This window comes from Rhodococcus sp. IEGM 1379 (genome assembly GCF_030056815.1).
Taxonomy (GTDB): Bacteria; Actinomycetota; Actinomycetes; order Mycobacteriales; family Mycobacteriaceae; genus Rhodococcus_F.
Genome location: NZ_JASHKR010000032.1, coordinates 22368 through 45339 on the forward strand (window position 1 = coordinate 22368; position 22972 = coordinate 45339).

Annotated in this window: 22 protein-coding genes; 11 read left to right on the plus strand and 11 right to left on the minus strand. The window is 60.5% G+C overall.

Features of this window, described 5'->3' with window-relative positions; genetic code table 11:
- Positions 1–141 precede the first annotated feature (141 nt).
- Positions 142–1413, minus strand: coding sequence for a DUF445 domain-containing protein (locus QM600_RS17575; RefSeq protein ID WP_176459564.1), 1272 nt, complete (start codon positions 1411–1413; stop codon positions 142–144).
- A gap of 151 nt (positions 1414–1564) precedes the next feature.
- Here QM600_RS17575 and QM600_RS17580 point away from each other — a divergent pair, with 151 nt between their 5' ends.
- Together QM600_RS17580 and QM600_RS17585 are read left to right on the plus strand one after the other, a co-directional pair.
- Positions 1565–2299 carry a TetR/AcrR family transcriptional regulator gene (locus QM600_RS17580; RefSeq protein WP_283262800.1) on the plus strand — a complete coding sequence of 245 codons (735 nt, stop codon included), beginning with the start codon at positions 1565–1567 and terminating at the stop codon, positions 2297–2299.
- Positions 2300–2333: 34 nt separating this feature from the next.
- Entirely contained in the window at positions 2334–3188 is an 855-nt protein-coding gene (locus tag QM600_RS17585) for a polyphosphate kinase 2 family protein (RefSeq protein ID WP_283262773.1), read from the plus strand.
- A 2-nt stretch (positions 3189–3190) separates the two neighbouring features.
- On the opposite strand, the gene QM600_RS17590 is transcribed toward QM600_RS17585, so the two are convergent.
- On the minus strand, positions 3191–3412 hold the full coding sequence (locus QM600_RS17590; protein WP_141210633.1) for a hypothetical protein: 222 nt from the start codon (positions 3410–3412) through the stop codon (positions 3191–3193).
- Between the two features lie 117 nt (positions 3413–3529).
- Here QM600_RS17590 and QM600_RS17595 point away from each other — a divergent pair, with 117 nt between their 5' ends.
- Positions 3530–4063, plus strand: coding sequence for a DUF2231 domain-containing protein (locus QM600_RS17595; protein WP_283262774.1), 534 nt, complete (start codon positions 3530–3532; stop codon positions 4061–4063).
- A gap of 15 nt (positions 4064–4078) precedes the next feature.
- Here the strand turns inward: QM600_RS17595 and QM600_RS17600 are convergent, their stop codons facing one another.
- The gene (locus QM600_RS17600; RefSeq protein WP_283262776.1) at positions 4079–4498 is read right to left on the minus strand and encodes a DUF6292 family protein; all 420 of its coding nucleotides are present in this window, start codon (positions 4496–4498) and stop codon (positions 4079–4081) included.
- A 121-nt stretch (positions 4499–4619) separates the two neighbouring features.
- On the opposite strand from QM600_RS17600, the gene QM600_RS17605 reads away from it, so the two are divergent.
- A complete protein-coding gene (locus tag QM600_RS17605) occupies positions 4620–5888 on the plus strand; it encodes a glycosyltransferase (protein WP_283262777.1) in 1269 nt (422 codons plus the stop codon).
- 50 nt (positions 5889–5938) lie between these two features.
- Here QM600_RS17605 and QM600_RS17610 read toward each other — a convergent pair whose 3' ends face one another.
- Complete coding sequence (locus QM600_RS17610; protein ID WP_283262778.1) at positions 5939–6364, minus strand: STAS domain-containing protein; 426 nt, start codon at positions 6362–6364, stop codon at positions 5939–5941.
- Between the two features lie 409 nt (positions 6365–6773).
- On the opposite strand from QM600_RS17610, the gene QM600_RS17615 reads away from it, so the two are divergent.
- Both QM600_RS17615 and QM600_RS17620 read left to right on the plus strand, forming a co-directional pair.
- Positions 6774–7205 carry an ATP-binding protein gene (locus tag QM600_RS17615; RefSeq protein ID WP_283262779.1) on the plus strand — a complete coding sequence of 144 codons (432 nt, stop codon included), beginning with the start codon at positions 6774–6776 and terminating at the stop codon, positions 7203–7205.
- The gene (locus QM600_RS17620) at positions 7202–7996 is read left to right on the plus strand and encodes an RNA polymerase sigma factor SigF (RefSeq protein WP_283262780.1); all 795 of its coding nucleotides are present in this window, start codon (positions 7202–7204) and stop codon (positions 7994–7996) included. Before QM600_RS17615 ends, QM600_RS17620 begins: the two co-directional genes overlap by 4 nt.
- 14 nt (positions 7997–8010) lie before the next feature.
- Here the strand turns inward: QM600_RS17620 and QM600_RS17625 are convergent, their stop codons facing one another.
- From QM600_RS17625 to aceA, 4 genes are all read right to left on the minus strand, one after another.
- Positions 8011–9051, minus strand: coding sequence for an NAD(P)-dependent alcohol dehydrogenase (locus QM600_RS17625; protein WP_283262781.1), 1041 nt, complete (start codon positions 9049–9051; stop codon positions 8011–8013).
- 98 nt (positions 9052–9149) lie between these two features.
- Positions 9150–11456 (minus strand): 5-methyltetrahydropteroyltriglutamate--homocysteine S-methyltransferase, encoded by a 2307-nt coding sequence (gene metE, locus QM600_RS17630; RefSeq protein WP_283262782.1) that lies wholly within the window; start codon positions 11454–11456, stop codon positions 9150–9152.
- Between the two features lie 90 nt (positions 11457–11546).
- Positions 11547–12443 carry a 3-hydroxybutyryl-CoA dehydrogenase gene (locus QM600_RS17635; RefSeq protein WP_283262783.1) on the minus strand — a complete coding sequence of 299 codons (897 nt, stop codon included), beginning with the start codon at positions 12441–12443 and terminating at the stop codon, positions 11547–11549.
- Positions 12444–12614: 171 nt separating this feature from the next.
- Positions 12615–13904 (minus strand): isocitrate lyase, encoded by a 1290-nt coding sequence (gene aceA, locus QM600_RS17640; RefSeq protein ID WP_283262784.1) that lies wholly within the window; start codon positions 13902–13904, stop codon positions 12615–12617.
- Positions 13905–14510: 606 nt separating this feature from the next.
- Between aceA and QM600_RS17645 the strand changes: the two genes are divergently transcribed.
- From QM600_RS17645 to ramB, 5 genes are all read left to right on the plus strand, one after another.
- Entirely contained in the window at positions 14511–15215 is a 705-nt protein-coding gene (locus tag QM600_RS17645; RefSeq protein ID WP_283262785.1) for a hypothetical protein, read from the plus strand.
- Between the two features lie 62 nt (positions 15216–15277).
- Positions 15278–15565 (plus strand): zinc ribbon domain-containing protein, encoded by a 288-nt coding sequence (locus QM600_RS17650; RefSeq protein WP_283262787.1) that lies wholly within the window; start codon positions 15278–15280, stop codon positions 15563–15565.
- Positions 15566–15592: 27 nt separating this feature from the next.
- Positions 15593–16852 carry a formamidase gene (gene fmdA / locus QM600_RS17655; protein ID WP_283262788.1) on the plus strand — a complete coding sequence of 420 codons (1260 nt, stop codon included), beginning with the start codon at positions 15593–15595 and terminating at the stop codon, positions 16850–16852.
- A 46-nt stretch (positions 16853–16898) separates the two neighbouring features.
- Complete coding sequence (locus QM600_RS17660; RefSeq protein ID WP_283262790.1) at positions 16899–17318, plus strand: hypothetical protein; 420 nt, start codon at positions 16899–16901, stop codon at positions 17316–17318.
- A gap of 350 nt (positions 17319–17668) precedes the next feature.
- Positions 17669–19081 (plus strand): acetate metabolism transcriptional regulator RamB, encoded by a 1413-nt coding sequence (gene ramB, locus QM600_RS17665; protein WP_243623053.1) that lies wholly within the window; start codon positions 17669–17671, stop codon positions 19079–19081.
- A 7-nt stretch (positions 19082–19088) separates the two neighbouring features.
- On the opposite strand, the gene QM600_RS17670 is transcribed toward ramB, so the two are convergent.
- From QM600_RS17670 to QM600_RS17680, 3 genes are all read right to left on the minus strand, one after another.
- Entirely contained in the window at positions 19089–20150 is a 1062-nt protein-coding gene (locus QM600_RS17670; RefSeq protein WP_349307273.1) for an alpha/beta hydrolase, read from the minus strand.
- A 96-nt stretch (positions 20151–20246) separates the two neighbouring features.
- Positions 20247–21266 carry an alpha/beta hydrolase gene (locus QM600_RS17675; RefSeq protein ID WP_283262791.1) on the minus strand — a complete coding sequence of 340 codons (1020 nt, stop codon included), beginning with the start codon at positions 21264–21266 and terminating at the stop codon, positions 20247–20249.
- Positions 21267–21334: 68 nt separating this feature from the next.
- Positions 21335–22963: a class I adenylate-forming enzyme family protein gene (locus QM600_RS17680; protein ID WP_283262792.1), complete on the minus strand. Its 1629-nt coding sequence runs from the start codon at positions 22961–22963 to the stop codon at positions 21335–21337.
- Positions 22964–22972 lie beyond the last annotated feature (9 nt).

Consider the following 22972-nt stretch of genomic DNA (forward strand, 5'->3'; position numbering starts at 1 on the left):
TCTCCGTCATCGGAGTTCGTCGACTTCGCTGGCATTGCGTCCTCCCTTTCCAGTGGACATTTCCCACCATAGAAGAGGGTGCTAACTATTGCAAGCACTACTGCTAGCACTCGTGGTGGACATCACACGCACGCCCAGAACTCAGCCGAAGATCAGCGTCGAGAACGTATAGATGAACAGACCCGCAATCGATCCGACGACAGTGCCGTTGATGCGAATGAACTGGAGATCACGGCCGACCTGCAGTTCGATCTTCTCGCTGGCCTCCTCCGCGTCCCAACGTTCGACGGTGTCGCTGATGACGCCGGTGATCTCGTCGGTGTAGTTCTCCGCGATGTACGTCGTACCGGCGGCAAGCCAGCCGTCGACCTTGCTCCGCATCGAATCGTCGTCGCGCAGACGCACACCCAGTCCGGCGACGTTCTCGGCAACCTTGGTCCGCAAGGTGCTGTTCGGGTCGTCCACCGATTCCATGATCAACCGCTTGGCCACCTGCCACGTCGCCGACGCGAGACCGGTGACTTCCTCACGGCCCATGATCTCGGCCTTGATTCCCTCGGCCTTCTTGATCGTCTCGGGATCGTTCTGCAGATCGTCCGCAAAATCGATCAGGAACCGGTTGGCCGCAAGCCGCACCTCGTGCTCCGGGTTGGCCCGCACCTTCCACGTGAACTCGACCAATTCCTTGTAGATCTTCTCGCCGAGCATCGCGTCGACGAACTTCGGCGACCACGCGGGCGAGTCACGCAGGATCACCCGGTCGATCGTTTCCTGACTACCGAGTGCCCATTGGTGCGCGCGCTCGGCCAGCAGTTCGATGATCGGCAACTGCTTGTTGTCCTTGAGAAGCTCTCCGAGAACGCGCCCGATGGGCGGCCCCCACATCGGTTCGGCCAGCCGTTTGACGATGGTGTTGTCGATGACCTGCGCGATGTCCTCGTCGCGCAGTACCTCGACCAGGCCGCGCAGGATCGTCGACGTCTCCGCCGCAATCCGGGCCGCATTTTCCGGCTCGGCCATCCACGTACCCAAGCGCAGCGGAATCTGAGCCTGCTTCACTTTCGCGGACACAACGTCGGGAGCCAGGAAGTTCTGGCCGACAAATGAACTCAAACTGGCCCCGAGTTGGTCCTTCTTGCGTTTGATGATCGCGGTATGCGGGATCGGGATGCCCATCGGATGACGGAACAGCGCTGTGACGGCGAACCAGTCGGCCAACGCGCCGACCATGCCGGCCTCCGACGCGGACCGCACGTATCCGACCCACGCACCGGCTCCGCGAGATTCCTGCCACCGACAGAACAGATAGACCACCGTCGCGAAAACGAGGAGCCCGGTGGCAAAAAATTTCATCTTCCGAAGGTCTCGACGCTTGGCTTGATCGTCGAAGGCGGAGAGGCTCAGTTGCTGCACCCTTGCCATTGTGCCGAAAGATTGCGGCAAGAGGCGTACGTGAGCCCGATCCAACCCCGCAGGTGCGTGCCCGGCAAAAACATGCGGACACTAAGCTGAAGGGGAATGTAGACCGCTCGAACGTGGTATCACCACAGATATGAGAAGACTCGTGGCCAAGAACGCTGTGCAGGACAATGAGCAGGTAGACGGCACAGTCGTTGCTGACGCAAAGCCCGAGAAGTCCGACGGTCGTAAGCGCCGCTGGCGTGAGCACAAGATCGCTCGTCGCGAAGAGCTTGTCGACGGCACCATCGCCGCGATCCGGGCACGCGGCCGCGATATCGGCATGGACGAGATCGCGTCCGAAATCGGCGTCTCCAAGACCGTTCTCTACCGCTACTTCGCGGACAAGAGCGACCTGACGACGGCCACGATGATGCGGTACGTCGAGACCATTCTCGCGCCGCGCATCTACGAAGCCATCAGCGACGAACTCGACGATTTCGAACTCACCCACGCCACGATCACTGCGTATGTCGAGACTGTTGCGTCGGATCCGTCGATCTATCTCTACGTGATGGCAAGCGGCGCCGGCGCCAATCGCGACGTGGTTGCCGAGTCCGAGCGAATGATCGCCGAACTGCTGTCCACAGTGTTGGGCAATCGCCTCCGCGAGATGGAAATGGATTCCGGCGGATCGCTGCCGTGGGCCTACGGCATCGTCGGTGGCATCCAGTTGGCGACGCACTGGTGGATTTCCAACAAGTCGATGTCCGCTGAATCGTTGATCGACTACCTGACGATGATGACGTGGGGCGGCATTACCGGCATCGCGGCAGTCAAGGGTTCCCCGGTCAAGTTCAAGTCGATGCCACATCCGTTGACGGTTCCCGAGAACGACTGACCAAACTAGGTTTGCTGTGGCACAGTTCCCAGTTATGGCAAACGACTCGCTGTGGGAAACATCGGCCGCCAAGATTCTTCGGGCGCAGCCTGGCTTCGAACTGGCACAACTAGACCGAAACAGCACTCCCGGATTCACCGGAAACAAAGCTGACGGACAGCGGTTGCTCGAAGAGCGCGGCGGCGTTCTGTCGGATCTGCAGGAGTTGTTGTACGCCAACGGCCGCTCGGGAGACACCCGATCCGTGCTGCTCGTACTGCAGGGGATGGACACCGCGGGCAAGGGCGGAATGATGCGCCACGTCATCGGTCACGTCGATCCGCAAGGCGTCGATCATGCGTCGTTCGGAGTCCCGACGGACGAAGAAAAGAAGCACCACTTCTTGTGGCGCATCCGGAAGCAGCTCCCCCGAAACGGATACCTCGGTGTCTTCGACCGTTCGCACTACGAGGACGTCCTTGTCGTACGCGTCCACGATCTTGTTCCGCCGAATGTGTGGGGTGCGCGTTACGACGAGATCAATCAGTTCGAGAAGGAACTTGTCGACACCAGCACCACGATAATCAAGGTCGCGATGTTCGTATCCTTGGACGAACAGAAGAAGCGACTCCAGGAACGCCTCGACCGTCCGGAGAAGTACTGGAAGTACAACCCGAGCGACGTGTCGGAACGAAAGTTATGGCCCGCATACCAAGACGCCTATCAGGCAATGCTCGACAATACATCCACCGAACACGCACCGTGGTACATCGTTCCGTGTGATCGCAAGTGGTACAGCCGAATTGCCGTTACCGAACTGCTCATCGACGCATTCGAGAAGATGAATCTGTCTTGGCCTCCGGCCGATTTCGACGTCGAGATCGAGAAGGCGCGACTCGCAGATTCGTGACGTCAGAACAGGTGCGGCGACTCGCGGTGCACCTTGTGATCGTGCCGCACGGTTCCGCCGTACAGCGCAACAGCAGCGACAACACAGGCAACGCCGGTCAGTCCGGCGACCAGTGCCCAGCCTCCGTTGCCCGATCCGGCGGCGACAAGAAATCCGCCCAGGCACACAACGGTGACAAGAACCAGGAAATACGACGCCCACGCCGCAAAGAGATTGAGCTTCATGATGGCTCCTCCGGTCAGGTCCCCGTTACTGTCGGAGCCCTAGTGGCTTCGACCGTACGCCGGGGTCCGGCAGGCGACAAGAGGTTTCCTTACCTCGGCTCTGGGTAGCCGAATTACATGGATATCGGAAACCTTTACCGCAGAGCCGAATCCGCACACCAACTGGACGGTCCGTCCAGAGGAATCCAACGACGAATCCTCGGCGCCGTCGACCGCACACCCACCACCAGGAAAATTGCCGACGCACTTCGCGGCAGTCTTGTCGGTCACCCGTTGCACCCAGCACTGGTGACCGTTCCCGCCGGAGCCTGGACCGCGTCGGTCATCTTCGATTTCTTTGTGAGAGAACCGGAAACGGCCCGACGGTTGATTGCCCTCGGCTTGATCACCACTCCCCCGGTCCTCCTGACGGGTTGGCTCGACTGGTCCGAGCGCAGTGACACCGCGCGGCGAGTGGGATTGGTTCACGCAGCGGCGAACGGTATCGGGATCATGTCCTTCATCGCGTCGTACAGATTGCGCGCCTGCGAAACCGGTGAACCACGCTCAGCCCGCCTGCTCTCCCTGATCGGACTGACCGCAGTCAGTGTCGGCGGAGCGCTGGGCGGGCATATCGTCTTTCGGCTGATGGATGCGTCCACCAGTGCGTAGCTCAACTGAACGCAATTACGTGGCAGCAAGTCCGTATCCGCGGAGCATCCGAGCAGTCCGGTCGGAATCCGCCAGCGGCCGGTCCGTCATCCACCGCAGACGCCGGTGTCCCGAACTATCAACGCTCACAGCAAATTTCGCGACAACCTCCGGCGATGCTACTGCTTCTTCACCGAGATACCCCAGAACGATCAGATCCTCGCCGGACCTCGTTTCCACCGCCAGCGCCCAACCGCACGTCTCCTCCCACAGGAGGGCAACTTCCCGCCCCGGGAACCTCGGCAATGTCCGATCAAGGGCGATATACGCCTCCATCGGGTGATCGCCTCGACAACACCACTGCTCAATTCCAGCACCGACGCTGTCCGCCACGCTTTGCACGTAGCGCTCAAACCCTAGTCCCACGGTCGCGTCGACAAGTACCTGTTCGGTCATCGATTCTCACTCCTCACCTCACGTGCTTGCAATGTGCCCAGACCGGCACGGAGCGAAACACCGGTTCAGATCACGGGCTTCGGGTATCCCCAGATCACACAGTCAACGGAGAGGTGTCCAGATGACATATTCGCCCGCAATCGCACCCGGACGAATGCTGAAGATCTCCATGGTGTCGGTAAATGCCGATCCGCTCGCACCCGTCGGAAACTCTGTGGCCGGACGACAGAATCTCCACGTCGACGAGCTTTCCGCGGCGCTGGCCCGAGCCGGCCATGAAGTTACGGTGTACACCAGGAAGCAGAGCTCCGGTCCGACCCGTGTTCAGACGGACAGTGGCTATACCGTCGTCTACGCGGAGGCCGGTCCGCTGCGCGTACTCACCGATCAGGAACTGCTGCGTCATCTTGGCACGTTCGGCGGCGAGCTACGCAATATGTGGATGATCGACCGACCCGACGTCGTGCACGCTCACTACTGGATGTCAGGCATTGCAACAGAACTCGCCACTCGAATCCTGGGTATCCCGGTTCTTCAGACTTTTCATTCACTGGGCGTCACCGAGCGTCGCCACCTCGGAGCTGCCGACGAAAGTCCCTCGGAACGTTCACATCTGGAGCAACTTGTCGCCAGAGGTGCGACGCATGTGATCGCCACCAGTTCCGACGAAGTGTTCGATCTTGTTCGACTCGGATCGCCGCGCTCGCGCACCACCATCGTGCCGTCGGGCGTCGACATCGATCAATTCACGCCGGAAGGACCCCGGGCAAAGAGAACAGCTGAACACCGATTGCTTTGCGTCGGAAGGCTTGTCGAGCAAAAGGGGTTCGACGTGGCGATTGCAGCGCTCGCGTCGCTGCCCGACGCCGAACTGGTGGTGGCCGGCGGCCCGCCGCCATCGGGCCTGCGCACAGATGACGTTGCGATCGGATTGATGAAACTCGCGGAACGGTTAGGCGTCGAGGATCGAGTCAAACTTCTCGGACGCGTACCGCACCATTCGCTGCCCAAGCTGATGCGTTCCGCGGACGCCGTGCTCTGCACTCCGCGGTACGAACCCTTCGGCATCGTTGCGCTGGAGGCCATGGCGTGTGGGGTTCCCGTCGTCGCAACGCCTGTCGGTGGATTGCGTGACACCGTTGTCGACGGGCTGACCGGACACCGTGTTCCCATCGACAATCCCATTCAGACAGCGCGAGTCGTGCGGCACCTTTTCGACAATGCCGAGGAAGGCGCGTCATTCTCACGTGAGGGAAGATCGCGTGCGTGCGAATCGTATTCGTGGGATCACGTTGCCGGTGAAGTTGTGCGAACCTACGGTCGGTGCGTCACTGCGCCGCCGCGCACCCGAGCGCACAAAGTCGCTCACCCAAGCCAAGCTGCCCGGTAGGCAGCTTGGCAGGTGAGCGACTTGCCCTCGAGTAATACGTTGGCAGCAACTCAGGCGAGGTGGCGCTTGGCGTTCCCCATACCGACAGCACTGTCCAACGTTGTGTAGCAATCGAACATGGATTCTTGACCAGCAGCTTTGAGTAGACGCTGAACCGGTCGACCGCAGATCAACGCCAGACTTCCGCCGGCATCACGTGTCAACGTGGAAAGGACCGAGAGTGAAGACAAACCGCACATTCCCATGAACGCGAGGTCCGACATGTCCACGACCAGCGCGCGGTCGGTTGCAACATGATGCGAGAGATAGTCACGAAAAGCGTTGGAACTCAACAGATCAATTTCGCCGCGAACCTGAATGACCACCGTATCGGCACTAACCTTGTGTGCGCGGAACGACGCAGTGGAGGTTGCAGAGGGTGGCGGGCCGTAGTCGACGGATCCTCTACCAATGCCCGACAAGCCTGAGTTTGTCAAGCCAGAAACAGATGTCCTAGGAACAACAGTCATGGTTCTCCCATCCCGCAACGGTTTACACTCTGCATGAAAACGGGGGATATCCAAGGGCGCACTCGATATTCGGGCCAATGTACGAATGAAGAACGACTGGATATTCCCTCATCGGCTGTGTGCTCAACCTCGGTTACGAACAGTACCCCGAGATGATGGAGGTCACAACCGCGTTGCGAGCGTCCGGTTCGCTATCTGCGAATATTTTGGTACTTGAAGGTGGTTTGACGGAGGGCAGAACGCGGTAATCCCGTTGTAGAGTCTGCGCACCGGCGTAGTCATTTTCCGTATTGGGGTGTCCGTGATTGCATCGGTGGGTATCGTTCACCGCACCAGAGGCCGCGGCCAACTCCTGGTACGACGATCCGGAGAACTAATGGCACATCTCAGCGCAATCGAGCCCGAGCAGGATCAAACCCAGCCAGTTGTCGAGTTGAGAATCCGGGCAACCCCGGACCAACTGTCGATATTGCGTGCGCTCGCAGCGACGGTGGCAATACAAGAAAACTTCGACCTCGACACCATCGCAGACATCCGGCTGGCGATGGACGAAGTCTGCACACACCTCATCGTCCGCGCTCTCCCCGATTCGGTACTGGTCTGCCGGTTCGTGTTCACCGCGCCGCAGTTGCACGTCTCGGTATCGACCACCACGGCCGACTACGACGGTGGCGACCAGCGTTCGTTCGGCTGGCACATCCTGACTGCGCTCACCGATTCGATTTCCCTCGACCAAGAAGCGGATCCCAACGGATCCGGCTACATCACCACCATGGAATTCACCAAGGCCGACGGTAGGCGCCCGTGACGCCTCCCGCGGACGGCTCACCGCGGCCTCGTCGACGATCAACGGACGAATACCGAGACGTCATAGCAGTTTTCGAAAATCTCGGGACACTCGATCGTGAAGGTGTCGAGTACGAACGGGTGCGGGCGGCGCTCATCACGCGATGCCTGCCGCTGGCGGAGCACATCGCTCGGAGGTTCGACGGCCGCGGGGAAGCACACGACGACCTCGTCCAGGTCGCCAGACTCGGCTTGGTCAACGCAGTAGACCGCTTCGACGTCACTCGCGGGTCGGATTTTGTGTCGTTTGCCGTCCCCACGGTGATGGGCGAAGTCCGTCGACACTTCCGCGATACCGGATGGGCGGTCCGAGTCCCGCGCCGAATGAAGGAATTGCACTTCCAACTCGGTCAAGCCATCAGCGAACTGTCACAACAGTTGGGCCATGCTCCGACCGTCGACGAGTTGGCGGCAACGCTGGGCGTCGAACGTGAAGAAGTCGCTCAGGCCCTCATCGCCGGCAATGCGTACCAAACGGTTTCGGTGGATGGTGCGGCGTCCAACCACACCGACGACCTCCCCCTCGTCGAAACGCTCGGTGATTACGACGCGGCACTCGAGAACGTCGAAAATCACGAAGCACTACGTCCGCTGCTCGAAAAACTCCCGGAGCGCGAACGAACTGTGCTGATGCTGAGGTTCTTCGGCAATATGACGCAGACGCAGATCGCCGAGAAGGTCGGGGTGTCTCAGATGCACGTGTCGAGGTTGCTCGCGAAGACTCTCAGTAATCTCCGCGAGCAACTCGACTAGCTGCGACTGTGTTGTCAGATCGTGGCTGTGTCGATGACGAACCGGTATCTGACGTCACTCTTGATCACGCGTTCGTAAGCAGTGTTGATGTCACTCGCGGGGATCACTTCGATCTCGGCGCCAATCCCGTGCGCAGCACAGAAGTCCAGCATTTCCTGCGTCTGCGGAATCCCGCCGACCATGCTGCCTGCCAGGCTGCGACGGTTCGCAGCGAGTGAGAATGCGCGAACTTCGATGGGCTTCTCGGGTAGTCCCAGTTCAACGAGCGTTCCGTTGAGGGCCAGCAGCGACATGTACGCGTCGATGTCGCGGTTGACCGAGACTGTGTTGAGGATCAGATCGAACTGACCGCGCAACGTGTTGAAAGTTTCGTCGTCCTTCGTGGCGTAGTAATGATCGGCGCCGAGTCGGAATCCGTCGTCCTGCTTGCTCAGTGACTGGCTCAGGACAGTGACCTCGGCGCCCATGGCCTTGGCAATCTTCACCCCGACGTGACCGAGGCCGCCGAATCCGATGATCGCAACCTTCGTGCCCGGCCCGGCGTTCCAATGCCGAAGCGGCGAGTACAACGTGATGCCGGCGCACAAGAGCGGTGCGGCCACGTCGAGTTCAATGCCGTCGGGGATCGAGAGCACAAAGTGTTCCGTGACAACGATGTTGGTGGCATAGCCACCCTGGGTGCGCTCACCGTCACGCCCCTTGGCGTTGTAGGTTGCGGTCACTCCGGTCCGGCAGTACTGCTCTTCACCGGCGAGGCACATATCGCACTCACCACACGAGTCCACAAAACAGCCGACGCCGACGCGATCACCGATCTTGTGCTTGCTTACTTCGGAACCGACCGCGGCAACGATTCCGGCGATTTCGTGACCGGGTACGAGCGGGTATCTTGCTCCGCCCCACTCGTTTCGGGCGCTGTGGATGTCGGAGTGGCAGATGCCGGCGAACTTGATGTCGATGAGAATGTCCAGTGGACCGAGCTCGCGGCGATCGATGGTGGTCTTCTCGAGCGGACCATCAGCGGACGTCGCGGCGTAAGCGGCAGCAGTAACCATGGGTACATGCCTACTCGCGACCGAAGGGGCCTGCAAACTGCAGGCCCCTTCGGGTGTCGAATCTAATACTTACTCTGCTGCGTTCTCCGCTTGTTCCGCTACTCTGGAACGCTCTCCGCTCGTTCCGCGCGGCGACGCAACCTCCGCGCCGCGGCAACAAGGTTGCGCAGTGCAGGCTCGAGCTGCCACGGGTGGCGGGTCTTGAGTCCACCGTCCGGGTTAGCCCACAAGCGATCGAGGGAAATCGATTCGCTTGCCTCCGTGAGCAATTCGTCGAGCTCGTCGATGTCGGGAATCCGAGCCGAGCGAGATTCGTACACACCGGGGCCGACGCCGTGAGTAAGCGCGCCTTCCTTCAGGGCGTCGAGCACCCACGTGATGGAGCGGGTCGCGACGATAGCCGTCACATCGGCATCCAACCGTTCGATGGCGTCGACCACCGACGACCGAGCGGAGTACGTCAGATGTGTGTGGATCTGTGTTTCCGGCTTCGCCCCACCTGTTGCCAGACGGAACGCGTCGACGGCCCACTCCAGGTAGGCCTCCCGGCCGTCCTCACGCAGTGGCAGCAGTTCACGAATTGCAGGTTCGTCCACCTGGATGATGGCGATACCGGCAGCTTCGAGATCCGCGATTTCGTCTCGAATGACAAGGGCCACTTGCTCTGCCGTTTCGTAGAGCGGCTGGTCCTGACGAACGAACGAACGGGCGATCATGGTGACCGGTCCGGTCAGCATGCCTTTGACCGGCTTGTCGGTCAGCGACTGCGCGTACGCAATCCACTCGACCGTCATCGGCTTCGGACGTGCGACGTCGCCGTAGAGAATCGGCGGACGTGTAGCCCGAGATCCGTAGGCCTGCACCCAACCGTTGTGCGTGAAGGCATAGCCCTCGAGCAGTTCGGCGAAGTACTGGACCATGTCGTTGCGCTCATGCTCACCGTGCACGAGGACATCGAGTCCGATGTCTTCCTGCAGGCGGATGGTGCGTTCGATCTCTTCCTGGATGCGCTTGTAGTAGTCGTCCCAGGCCATCCGGCCCTCGCCGAGTTCGTAACGCGCCTGGCGGATTTCGTTGGTCTGCGGGAACGAGCCCAAGGTCTGAGCCGGCACCAGCGGCAGATTCAACCGTTCCTGCTGAGCCTTACGACGCTCCTCGTACGGTGCCCGAACCCGATCTTCCGGCTTGATGGCGTTGACCCGGGCACGCACTGCATGCTTGAGCTTGAAGTGCACCTTTGTCGGACGCTTCTTCCACCGGTCCGAAGGACCTTCGGTGAGCGCCTTCGCCAGTGAAACGACCTCGCCGACCTTCTGCTTGGCAAAGGCCAAACGGTCTGCGACGTCACCGGGGATGTCGTACTCCGAGAGCACGTCGTAGGGCACATGCAGCAGCGAAGACGACGTGGAGACAACAAGATCCGGGACGACGTCCTTGAGCTCGTTGAGGTACGTCAAAGTGTTGAAACGGTCGACGCGCCAGACGTTTCGACCGTCGACGACACCGGCGTAGATGCGCTTGCGCTTGATGTGCGGAACCGCAGCCAACTCTTCGGCTGTGATCTTGCCGTGCACCAGATCGAGACCGAATGCCTCAACCTTGGTCGCGGCCAGAATATTCAGTGCCTCACCGAATTTGCCGTACGGTCCGGTGACCAGGAGACGCGGACGCAACGGTGCGTGTGACAGCTTGTCGTACGCACGCCCCAGCGCACCGAGTTCCGCGGCGGTGCGATCTTCTGTCATCGAAGGCTCGTCCAACTGGACACACGTCGCGCCGGCCTTGGCGAGCTGCTCGAACAGCTGCTCGTAGACGGGCAGAAGATCGTCGAGACGGTCGAGCGGCGTGAAATCGGGGTCAACCGCTTCCGTTGCCGGCCCCACCTTGGAAAGCAGGAGCAACGAAACCGGTCCCATGATCACGGGACGCAGTTCGATTCCGCGAGCCTTGGCGCGTTCGAACTCGTCGAGCAGCGTCTCCGAATGGAGTGAGAACGCCGTCTCTGCGTCGATCTCGGGCTGACGGTAGTGGTAGTTGGTTCCGAAGAACCGCACCAGCTCGAGCGGCGGGAAGTCAGGACGTCCGCGTGCCATCGTGAAGTAGAAATCGAGTGGGTCCAAAGAACTTTCGAGCGGCTTGAACCGCTCGGGGACGGCACCGAACATCAACGCGTTGTCAAGAACGTGGTCGTAGAACGAGAAGGTATTACCCGGAACCTGACTCAATCCCGTCGCAGCCAATTCGCTCCAGGTAGATTCCTGAAGTTCCTTGGCGACCGCTACGAGTGCGTCCTTGTCGGAGTTGCCGTGCCAGTAGGACTCGAGGGCGCGCTTGAGCTCGCGGCGCGGCCCGATACGCGGATACCCCAGGACGCTGGATCCGAATGCTGCGGTGCTGCTGGACATGCGGTCGACCTTTCTTACCTAGGGGCGCATGCGCCCTGTGCGTCTTTGTGGTAGTCGGAACTACCACAAAGACGCACAGGGCCGAAGGCCTTAGCTTGCTTGCTTGGCGCCGCGACCGTTGTCGGGGTATTCGTAGAAGCCCGCGCCGGACTTCTTACCGGTCAAGCCGGCTTCGACCATGCGCAGAAGCAGCGGCGGAGCGGAGTACAGCGGCTCCTTGAACTCTTCGTACATGGAGTCGGCGATGGACTTGACGGTGTCGAGTCCGACCAGGTCCGTCAGAGCCAGCGGACCCATGGGGTGCGCGAGGCCCAAAACCGTTGCCTTGTCGATGTCTTCCTTCGTCGCGAAGCCCGACTCGACCATGCGGATGGCCGAAAGCAGGTACGGAACCAGAAGAGCGTTGACGACGAAGCCGGAGCGGTCGGCACTGCGAACGACCTGCTTGCCCAGGATCTCACTGGCAAAAGCTTCGGCGCGCTCGGACACTGCAGCACTGGTCTTGAGCGTCGTCACCAATTCGACGAGCGGCAGAACCGGAACCGGGTTGAAGAAGTGCATTCCGATGACACGCTCGGGACGCTTGGTCGTGATACCCAGCTTCATGATGGGGATCGACGACGTGTTGGACGCCAACACCGCGTTGGGGTCGGTGACGATGGAGTCGAGTTCTGCGAAGATTTCGCTCTTGATCTTCTCGTCTTCGACGACGGCCTCCACAACGAGCTGGCGGTCCGCGAAATCACCCAGATCGGAGGTGAAACGCAGACGCCATGCAGCCTGCTCACGCTCACGTTCTGTGATCTTTCCGCTGCTCACGCCGCGGTCGAGCGAACGCAGAATGCGTGAACGCCCGGCTGCTGCAAGCTCGCGAGTCTGCTCGAAGACCAGAACATCGACATGTGCGCGGGCGCACACCTCGGCGATTCCGGCACCCATGATCCCGGCGCCGATAACGCCGACGCGCTGAATTTTTTCGCTGGTCACGTCAGCTCCTTGTTTGTCTGGTGGAGGTGTTGTTGCGGGAAGCACTTCGAACCGCGTCGACACTGGTGGCCGACGCAATCGGAACTGCCTTGAAGACAAGAGAAAATCGAGCGGTGATACAGGCAGGGGAGAGACCCGAAATTGAGCCTCTCCCCCGCCACGTGTCAGTTCTTAGTGGAACTGGCCCTCTTCGGTGGAGCCCTTGAGGGCTGCCGTCGAGGTGTTGGGGTCAACGGTGGTGGCGATGGTGTCGAAGTAGCCGGCGCCAACCTCACGCTGGTGCTTGATGGCGGTGAAGCCACGCTCTTCAGCAGCCTTGAACTCGCGCTCCTGCAGGTCGACGAATGCCGTCATGCCTTCGCGGGCGTAGCCGTAGGCCAGGTCGAACATGCCGTAGTTGAGCGAGTGGAAGCCTGCGAGGGTGATGAACTGGAACTTGAAGCCCATTGCGCCGAGCTCCTTCTGGAACTTCGCGATAGTCGCGTCGTCCAGGTGCGCCTTCCAGTTGAAGGAAGGGGAGCAGTTGTAGGCCAGCATCTGGTCCGGGAATTCGCTGCGAACGGACTCGGAGAACTTCTTTGCAACCTCGAGGTCCGGCACGCCGGTCTCCATCCAGATGAGGTCTGCGTACGGTGCATAAGCCTTGGCGCGAGCGATGCAGGGCTCGATACCGTTCTTGACGCCGTAGAAGCCTTCAGCCGTGCGGGTTCCATCGAGGAACGGGCGGTCGCGCTCGTCCACGTCGGAGGTGATGAGGGTTGCGGCCTCAGCGTCGGTGCGGGCGATGATGACGGACGGAACGTCCGCGACATCGGAAGCCAGACGAGCCGACGTCAGGGTGCGGATGTGCTGCTGCGTGGGGATGAGCACCTTGCCACCGAGGTGGCCGCACTTCTTCTCCGAAGCGAGCTGATCTTCCCAGTGCACGCCTGCTGCGCCGGCGGCGATCATGGCCTTCTGCAGCTCGTAGGCGTTGAGTGCGCCACCGAAGCCGGCTTCGGCGTCAGCGACGATCGGAGCGAGCCAGTTGCTGACGGAGGTGTCGCCCTCGTTCTTGGCGATTTCGTCGGCGCGAAGCAGCGCGTTGTTGATGCGGCGAACGACGGTCGGAACCGAGTTGACCGGGTACAGGCTCTGGTCCGGGTACGTGTGGCCCGAGAGGTTAGCGTCGCCGGCAACCTGCCAACCGGAGAGGTAGATGGCCTTCAGGCCGGCGCGAACCTGCTGCACAGCCATGTTGCCGGTCAGTGCACCGAGGGAGTTGATGTAGTCCTCGTTGTTCACGAGATCCCAGAGGATCTCGGAGCCGCGGCGAGCGAGAGTCTGCTCCTCGACGACGGTGCCCTGGAGCTTGACGACCTGATCGGCCGTGTAGTTACGAGTAACGCCCTTCCAGCGAGGGTTGGTGTCCCAATCCTGCTGGAGCTCTGCTGCGGTCTTCGGGGTGCCGGTGGTCGACATCAAGACTCCATCTCTTTGATCTACTGGTCCGGCCCGTTGTGAGCGGTACATCCGTACTGCTTCACATCATTGCCAGGCCCTTCTTGTGTACTCATCGAGAATGACACATCAAAAAAGTGCCGTCTACCTGTAGCTACTGCCAATCTTCGCTATCTTTTCAATACACTTTGCTAAGTTTGCGAATAAAAGGTGGTGGGCAAAGCGCGCTAATCGGACAAGTTTCCTACTGGCCAGTAGCAAGAAACCTGCAGGCTGTGAACGAAATGCACACAACGGCAACGGCCTGGATCCCCGCCGGCAAATCCGAGGCCGAAAGCACCGTTCCCGGCAACAATTCACACTTCGGAGTGACCGCAATCACGCTCCCCCTCCTCTCCGTAACCGTGCCTGAATGCACAGAACTGGCCCTCAGATGCGGATTCCCGCAGATATTGCAGATTGGTGTCCACTGAGGACCGGCACATTGGCGAATTTCGCGCGATTCGACGGAAAAGTCGGTTACGGCAAATTAGTGTGGGGATTCCCGGTTCATCCCGCTTGTCCTAGGCAGGCTCGAAGGTAAGGCACCTATGTCGCGCACTTCCCTGCATTGCGGGCGGTAACGGAGTGACCGAGCCACAGTCGCCGACACCCGACAACCAGGCATGGTCACAGGCCGGCCCGACGCCACCTCAACTCGGATACGGGGGTGAGCCTGTGTATCGGGCGACGCCGCAGTCGTATCCCTCTGGTCCGGGCGGACCGCCGCCAAACAAGCCGGGTTGGACGATCGTGGTGATCACCCTGTGCGTTGTCGCGGCGATCGCCCTGTTCGGCGGACTGGCAGTCATTCTTTGGCCGAAGCAGGCTCCGAACTCCGCGGCGGACGGAGTCCCGTCCGTGACACGAACACTCGAAAGCTCCTCTCCCCCTTTGACTTCAGTGCAAGCCACCACACGTCCCAGCACTACGCGTCCGACAACAACAAGCCCCACCACGACCAGTCCCACCACAACTAAACCCACTACTACCACCACCGCTCCCACAACCACGCCGAATGCGGTGAGTTTCCCGGCCGGAGCGTCTGCCTGCCCCGGCGCCAGTGCTGTCAGCGGCGGATACCGGGAGTCGGCAATCGGTTCGACCAACACGTCGTGTGCTTTTGCCGAAGCAGTTCGCAGCGCCTACGGGAATGCCGGCGTCCAGGGTCAATCGAAGACGGTGGAGGCCCGTAGTCCGGTGACCGGCAAGGACTACCGGATGGCGTGCTCCAGTTCCGGCGGAATCGTCACCTGCTCCGGCGGCGACGGCGCAGTGGTACATCTGCGCTAACAAAGCTAAGGCACGCATCCGTTCCGGTATCGCATTCCGGGAACCTCCGCTAGCGTGACCGCATGCCCCTGTACGAGTTTCGGTGTACCGGCTGCGGGCCGGTCGAGCGGTCATTCGCGATGGCCGAGGTTCCTGCGTCCATCGTGTGCTCTCGGTGCAACGGCGAATCCCGACGCATGGTTTCCTCACCACGATTGAGCCATGTCTCGTCGACGGCAATGGGCCTTCTCGACAGCACAGCCCGTTCCGCGCATGAACCGGCAGCGGTCAGCGGTTCGGTACCGGGCACTCGGCGTTCCCCCACCCCGATGACGTCCAATCCGTTGCACCGCAAGCTACCTCGCCCCTAATTGTCTTTCCGAGAATGAGGAGTCCGTATGCCAGAGTTGCTGTTCCCCCTCGATTCCGCCAAGAAATTCACCGAGCAGGCCATCGTCGGACACAACCGCTGGCACCCCGACATCCCCGCCGCAGTGACGGTGAAACCTGGTGACTCCTTTCGTGTTCACTGCCGCGAATGGTTCGACGGCGCAATACACAACGACGATTCAGCCGACGACATTCTCAACGCCCCGCTCACCACGGTGCACACACTCTCCGGTCCGTTTGCCGTCGAAGGCGCGAAGCCCGGCGACCTCTTGATAGTCGACATCCTCGATATCGGCCCTATCCCCCAAGAGGATTCAGGCCCGTTGGCCGGTCAGGGCTGGGGTTACACCGGCATCTTCCCACGTAACAACGGCGGCGGTTTCCTCACCGAGCAGTTCCCCGACGCCTACAAGGCAGTGTGGGATTTCTCCGGGCAGACGGCAACCTCGCGCCACATTCCGCACGTATCCTTCACCGGCATCGTGCATCCCGGCCTGATGGGCACTGCGCCGTCGGCGGCGTTGCTGGCCAAGTGGAACGCCCGCGAAGGTGCCCTGATCGCCACCGATCCCAATCGCGTTCCCCCACTGGCGCTTCCGCCGGAGCCTCGCGACGCAGTACTCGGATCTCTCACCGGCGACGAGTTCACCCGAGTGGCAGGCGAGGCCGCACGCACTGCGCCGCCCCGCGAAAACGGAGGCAACCAGGATATCAAAAACCTGACCAAGGGCAGCAGAATCTTCTATCCCGTGTTTGTCGACGGTGCCAATCTGTCTGTGGGAGACCTACATTTCTCCCAGGGCGACGGTGAGATCACTTTCTGCGGTGCCATCGAGATGGGCGGCTTCATCGACATTCGCGTCGACATCATCAAGGGCGGCATGGACACCTACGGGGTGTTCGAGAATGCGATCTTCATGCCCGGCAACACAGATCCGCAGTATTCCGAGTGGTTGGCATTCTCCGGCACCTCCGTAACTTTGGACGGCGAGCAAAAGTATCTGGACTCGCATCTCTCCTACCAACGGGCCTGCCTGCACGCGATCGAATACCTCACGAAGTTCGGCTACGCTCCCGAGCAGGCGTATCTCCTGCTGGGAGCAGCGCCGATCGAAGGTCGCCTCTCTGGCGTCGTGGATATTCCCAATTCCTGTTCGACGGTGTACCTACCGACCGCGATCTTCGACTTCCCTCTCGCTCCGTCGTCGAGCGGTCCGTTCCAGATCGATCCGGGTATGGGCGCACCGCGATCGGAGAATCGCGTGTAATCAGGGAAGTCGGAGAATTCCGACCCCTGGAATTTAGACCCCTACTTTGGTCGCGGAGCGATCCGAATCCGAATCCTGCCGGCCGGGGCGCGCCGAGTGGGGTGCCCCGCTTGCGACTGACATAGTCGGCGGTCACCGCGTAGGCGGCGCCGACGTACTGGCTGGAGGCGTCGTAGGTGATCGACTTTTCGGACTTGAAACCCATCCGTCTGCCGACGGATACCGCATCGATGTTTGCACCGAGGAACAGGTAGTCCCAGGAATAGACGTCCTCCTGGCGCGTGATCATCGTTTTGACTGCGTCGAGAGTCCACTCCCCACTTCGATTCTCGTGTCCGTCAGTGATCACGACGACGATCACATTGCCGGGCCGCTCCGCCTCTGGTTGCGCGGCGAGTTGTTCGCCGATTTCGGTGGTGATGCGGCCGATGCCGTCGAGCAATGCGGTGCCGCCTCGCGGACGTAGATCCAGCGGCGGGACATCTGCGATCGGAATGCTCGTGTAAACCCGCTCGTAGGTGTTATCGAACTGTGCGAGCGTCACAATTGCTTCGCCAGGCTGGGCACGCTGCTCGGCTATGAATGCGTCGAATCCGCCCTCGGTATCGGACTTGATCGAATTCATGGAGCCCGAACGATCGAGCAAGACAGCGATGAGTGTGAGATTCGGATTGGTCAATTCTGCTCCTGATAACGAGGCGAAGAACACCGACCTGTTGGTCTTCTACAAGAGTGCCAGCACCCACCGACAAGAAATGAAGCTAAGCCTGCAAACCCAATATTGCGAACCGTCGCAACCCCTCGTATCCTGGCAAAATGTCGAAAACCTTTGTCGGTGTCCGGCTCCGCCAGCTTCGTACCGAGCGCGGCCTGAGCCAAGCGTCGTTGGCGAAGACTCTGGAGATATCGGCAAGCTATCTCAACCAGATCGAGCATGACGTCAGACCGCTGACAGTGCCTGTCCTGCTGCGGATCAGCGAAGTCTTCGGCGTCGACACAACGTTCTTCTCCTCGCAGGACGACACACGGCTGATCGCCGAAATGCGAGAGGTGGCGCTCGACCAGGAAATGGGTATCGACGCAGATGCCCATGAGATCGCCGAAATGGTGTCGACACACCCGGGCCTGGCCAAGGCGATGGTCAACATGCACCGACGCTTCCGCAACACCACCGCGCAGCTCGCGGCAGCCACCGAGGATCGGTTTTCCGACGGCAGCGGCAGCGGATCGATCACCATGCCGCACGAAGAGGTACGCGACTACTTCTACCAACGGCAGAACTACATTCACGACTTGGACGTTGCAGCCGAAGAATTGACCGCACGGTTGCGCTTCCACCGCGGCGATGTTGCCGGCGAAATTGCCCGTCGACTCGAAACTGTTCACGATGTGCAGATTGTTCGCCGCATCGATCTCGGTGAGAACATTTTGCACCGCTACGACCCCACCACTCGGGTCCTCGAAATCTCGTCGCACCTCTCCGGCGGGCAGCAGGTCTTCAAGTTCGCGACCGAACTCGCGTACCTCGAACACGGCGACCTACTCGATTCATTGGTGGCGGAAGGCAACTTCACCAGCGACGAGTCGATATCGCTGGCCCGTCTCGGTCTGGCCAACTACTTTGCCGCGGCGACGGTCCTCCCCTACAGCCAGTTCCACGACGTGGCCGAGGACTTCCGCTACGACATCGAACGAATGTCAGCGTTCTACTCGGCAAGTTACGAAACGATCTGTCATCGACTTTCGACCTTGCAGCGACCGAAATTGCGTGGTGTACCGTTCATGTTCGTGCGCGTTGACCGCGCCGGGAACATGTCGAAACGTCAGTCCGCCACGGGCTTTCACTTCTCGACCAGCGGCGGTACCTGCCCACTGTGGAACGTGTACGAAACCTTCTCCTACCCGGGCAAGATCATGCCGCAGATCGCCCAGATGCCTGACGGTCGACGGTACCTCTGGATCGCGCGCACAGTCGAGCGTCGAGCCGCTCGTTACGGTCAGCCTCAAAAGATCTTTGCCATCGGGTTGGGCTGCGAGATCCGGCACGCACATCGCCTCGTTTACAGCGACGGCCTGGATCTGGACGAGTCCAACCCCGGCACCCCCATCGGTTCAGGTTGCCGCGTGTGCGAACGCTTGAACTGCCCGCAGCGCGCCTTCCCTCCCCTGGGTAAGGCCTTGGACATCAGCGAACACCGAAGTTCTATCTCGCCGTACGTAATTCGCTAGTAGAACTCTACTGAGAATGCTCGTGTAGGAACACTGCGGTGCGGTCGAATGCCACCTGGCCGTCCGGAGTGTCCAGATCGAATTGGTACTCGTGATCGAGTTCCGGCTGGTAGTCGTCGGGATAGAAGAGCGCGTCGACGTCGACGCCGAGGCGGGTGAGCTTGTCTGCAAACGGTTTCGACTGGCCCGCCGTCAGAACGTCGACGTTGCCGCCGGTGATGAATGTCGGCGGAAACTTTGCTGTCACGAAATTGAGCGTCGACATCTGCTGGACTGCAACAGAATTCTCGAAATCTTTGGTTCCCGTGTACGCCCAGACGGATTCGCGGTCTGCGGTCCAGCCGAATTTGCCTTCCCGCGCAAGGAATTCGTTCATGTCGTAAACACCGCAGTCGAGAACGACGCCGCGTAGCTGATCGGGTGAGAGGCTAGGTTTCACGCCGACCTGTGCGGCGTAGCCCGGATCGGTGACCATGGCCGCTATCTGGCTGGAAATCTGCGCGCCTGCGGAATCACCGCCGAGAAAGAGTTGGCCGGAATCGACGTGCAAAGTGGCCGCGTTGTCAGTGATGTACCGGTAGGCATCGTTGAGTTGACTCAGCACCGTCGGATACATGGCGTCCGGGCCCAGCGAATAGTCCAGCGAGATGACGGTGAAGCCTTCACCGGCCAAGCTCTCGTAATAGCCTGAATAATCTGTTTTATCGCTGTAGATCCAGCTGCCGCCGTGCGCCCAGATCAGGGTAGGCAACCCCGCCGGCGTCGACGCCGCCGGATAGTAGGCGTCGAGCATCGCATCAGGGTCTCCCTCGCGATATTGCATATCCGATACTGTCGTGATGCCGGAAGGCGCCAATTCGTCGAGCGTCGAACTGACCGAATCTGCGCTGCCGGCCGCCATCCATCGGATCGCCAGCGTGCCTGGCCACGGGCTGAAGTATGCCGATGCACCACCGAGAACCGCCAGAACTACAACCACACCGAGGAGACCGAGCATGCGCCGACGCCATCTGAGGACAGGCGGCTTGGACACAACAATCTCCTGAGCGTCGGAATCAACAACGCGCACCAGATTAGCGGAAAATGGGTACCTGGGAATTCCCTGGCAATTTCATTCGATCATTGCCTGATATCGGAGGTTCCTCAGCGAAACAAGGAAATACGCCTAATCCACTCGCGCGGACAAGAAGTCGACTGTGCGCTCGAAGGCTGTCATCCCGTCCACATTGTCGAGATTGAATTGGTACTCATGCGCGAGCGCGGGTTCATGGTCGGCCGGATAAAACAATGCATCTACCTTGACGCCAAATCCAGTCAGCTTGTCTGCCAACGGCTTCGACTGTTTTTCGGTGAGCGGATCAGCATTCCCGCCACTGATGTAGACGGGCGGAAAATCTTCGGTGACATAGTTCAAGGTCGACATCTGTTCCGCTGCTTCGGTATTAAAAAAGTCACGAACACCGGTGTAAGCCCACAGCGATCTGTCCACGCCCCAGCCGATGATGCCGGGACCGCCGACCATGTTCGCAACGTCGTAGATTCCGCAGTTCAGCACAACACCGCGCAGTTGTTCCGGACGAAATGCGGGCTCCACACCGACGACCTCGGCGTATTCCGGGCTGGTGATGAGCGTCGCCAACTGGCTCGACAACTGCGCACCAGCCGAATCACCGGCAAGGAAGATTTTCGACGGATCGATATGCAATCTCTCGGCGTTCTCTGCAATGTACGCATGGGCGTCGTTGAGTTGGCCGACGGCCGTCGGATAGTAGTGCTCGGGCCCGAGAGAGTAATCGAGCGCGGCCACCGTGAAACCGCGCGACGCGAGTAACTCGTAGTACGTCGCGTAGTTGGACTTGTCACCGGAAATCCACGCGCCGCCGTGCGTCCAGACGACGGTCGGTAATGCAGATGCGGTGCCGGCTGGAAAATACACATCCAGATATGCGTCCGAGTCGCCTTCGCGGTACTGCTGATCCCGGATCACGTCGACGCCACCGGGAGCGAACTTCTGCATCGCTACCGTCCCCTTGCCGGCATCCCGCTCGAAAACCCTGCGCACGGTCAGTGCGCCGGGTTTCGGGCTGAGTACAAATGCGAGGACGACGCCACCCACGACGATGGACACCGAGCCTGCCGTCCACGCTAGTCTCTTGCGCCACCGTGAGGGTGATCGTTGTGTCATCGTAGTCCTGACCGCTCGGCAAAATATCCGAATCAGACTAACCCGTCGGTGTCTGCGACACCCGCTCTTCAGGCGGTTTCGGACAACTCTTCTCGCACAAGCTCCTTGACGGCCCCCTTCGCCACCTTGCCGCCCGCAGCCATCGGCAGTTCCGGCACTGTCATCACGTACTCCGGAATGTATTCACGAGTGACGCCCTGCTCACGCATCCACGTCGTGAGTTCCTCCGCAGTCAGTTCGCACTCGTCCTTGGTTACCACGACGGCGCACACCTTCTCGCCGAAGAGTGCGTCGTCGACACCTACTGCCGCTACCAAATCCACGGCCGGATGCGCGCGAACATACTCCTCGACCTCGACGGCCGAAATGTTCTTACCACCGCGAATGATGATGTCGGCCTTACGACCAACCACGCGAACACGTCCGGCTTCGTCTATCTCGACGATGTCTCCGAGAAGCATCCAGCCCTCGTCGGTGTACAGCTCGTTGTTGGCTTCGACGTCGCCCCAGTAACCCTGACACATCAACGGACCGTTGACGGCAGGCTGCCCACGTCGGTGTGATCCGGTGACTTCTGTTGCAGCGTCGTCGAATACACGAACCTGCATTCGGTCGATGATATGTCCGCACGTGCGCAGTCGGGTATCGGAGTCGTCCAAGGTGGTGGTGACAGACACTGCACCGGTCTCGTTCGAGCCGTAGAACTGCAGTACCGCTGCGCCGGTTCGTTCCTCGAAAGCCAGGGCCTCCGAGTACGGAACGGCCTCTCCGCCGGTGAACATGACACGCAACGAGCCGAGGTCGGCCTTCTCGGCAGCCTCCGACCGCAGAAGCATCTTGAATTGTGTACTTACACAGTTCAACACCGTCACACGCTCGCGCTCGATGAGGTCGATCATCACAGCAACGTCAAACCGTTCCATCACCACATTGGGCGCGCCCAGCAACGCCGGAAGGAAATGCGAAGTCCACAGCCCGAAACCGAAGGGTGCGGGCACGGCACCGAGGAATACTTCCTCGTACCCGATTGCTGCTGCTTCGGCCCCGATCTCGGAGAACGCGACCCACCGATCCTCCGTCTGAGTCACCAGCTTGGGCAGGCCGGTAGTACCTGACGTCGAATTGAGCATAGACACTGCAGCCGTCGTGAAACACGGACTGATCGGAGCAAATTCGCGGATCTCAACAGGCAGTGACACTACGCCGCCGGCAGGAGCGGAGCGTTCGAATCTGACCGATCCCTGGTCGTCGGCAAACACGATGTCCAGCGCCGGATGTAGTTCACGCAGCTGCGCGATCAGTTCTGCGGTATCCACGCCACGCAACGATCGGGCGGTCACCAGAACGCCGGCGTCGGAGCGCGAAATCAGGTGCGAGATTTCGCGAAGACCGGAGCGCGACCCGATACCCACGGCCACCCGGCCGGTGCGGTACGCAGCGCAGAGTGCCGCATGAAAGACCATCGTGTCCGGGAGGAGAACCGCCACATGACCGTAGCCCTCACCCGAAAGTTCGAGCGCCGACGCGATGGCATCGGCCGCCGCGTCGTACTGCGCCCAGGAAATTCTCGACGTCGGAGTGATGAACGCAGTTCGGTCGGGAATGGTCTCCGACCAGTGACGAACGATCTCACTGATACTGATTCCGGCGAAACGAGCCGGATCAGTCGCGAATTCGCCGACTGCTACGTCAATCATCTTCAGTTC

Excerpts from the sequence above, each read along its gene's own strand:
- QM600_RS17590 (WP_141210633.1), bottom strand. The coding sequence starts at position 3,412 with ATGAAGCTCAATCTCTTTGCGGCGTGGGCGTCGTATTTCCTGGTTCTT.
- QM600_RS17605 (WP_283262777.1), top strand. The coding sequence starts at position 4,620 with ATGACATATTCGCCCGCAATCGCACCCGGACGAATGCTGAAGATCTCC.
- fmdA (WP_283262788.1), top strand. The coding sequence starts at position 15,593 with ATGCCAGAGTTGCTGTTCCCCCTCGATTCCGCCAAGAAATTCACCGAG.
- QM600_RS17585 (WP_283262773.1), top strand. The coding sequence starts at position 2,334 with ATGGCAAACGACTCGCTGTGGGAAACATCGGCCGCCAAGATTCTTCGG.
- QM600_RS17680 (WP_283262792.1), bottom strand. The coding sequence starts at position 22,963 with ATGATTGACGTAGCAGTCGGCGAATTCGCGACTGATCCGGCTCGTTTC.
- ramB (WP_243623053.1), top strand. The coding sequence starts at position 17,669 with ATGTCGAAAACCTTTGTCGGTGTCCGGCTCCGCCAGCTTCGTACCGAG.
- aceA (WP_283262784.1), bottom strand. The coding sequence starts at position 13,904 with ATGTCGACCACCGGCACCCCGAAGACCGCAGCAGAGCTCCAGCAGGAT.
- QM600_RS17600 (WP_283262776.1), bottom strand. The coding sequence starts at position 4,498 with ATGACCGAACAGGTACTTGTCGACGCGACCGTGGGACTAGGGTTTGAG.
- metE (WP_283262782.1), bottom strand. The coding sequence starts at position 11,456 with ATGTCCAGCAGCACCGCAGCATTCGGATCCAGCGTCCTGGGGTATCCG.
- QM600_RS17595 (WP_283262774.1), top strand. The coding sequence starts at position 3,530 with ATGGATATCGGAAACCTTTACCGCAGAGCCGAATCCGCACACCAACTG.
- QM600_RS17615 (WP_283262779.1), top strand. The coding sequence starts at position 6,774 with ATGGCACATCTCAGCGCAATCGAGCCCGAGCAGGATCAAACCCAGCCA.
- QM600_RS17675 (WP_283262791.1), bottom strand. The coding sequence starts at position 21,266 with ATGACACAACGATCACCCTCACGGTGGCGCAAGAGACTAGCGTGGACG.
- QM600_RS17625 (WP_283262781.1), bottom strand. The coding sequence starts at position 9,051 with ATGGTTACTGCTGCCGCTTACGCCGCGACGTCCGCTGATGGTCCGCTC.
- QM600_RS17650 (WP_283262787.1), top strand. The coding sequence starts at position 15,278 with ATGCCCCTGTACGAGTTTCGGTGTACCGGCTGCGGGCCGGTCGAGCGG.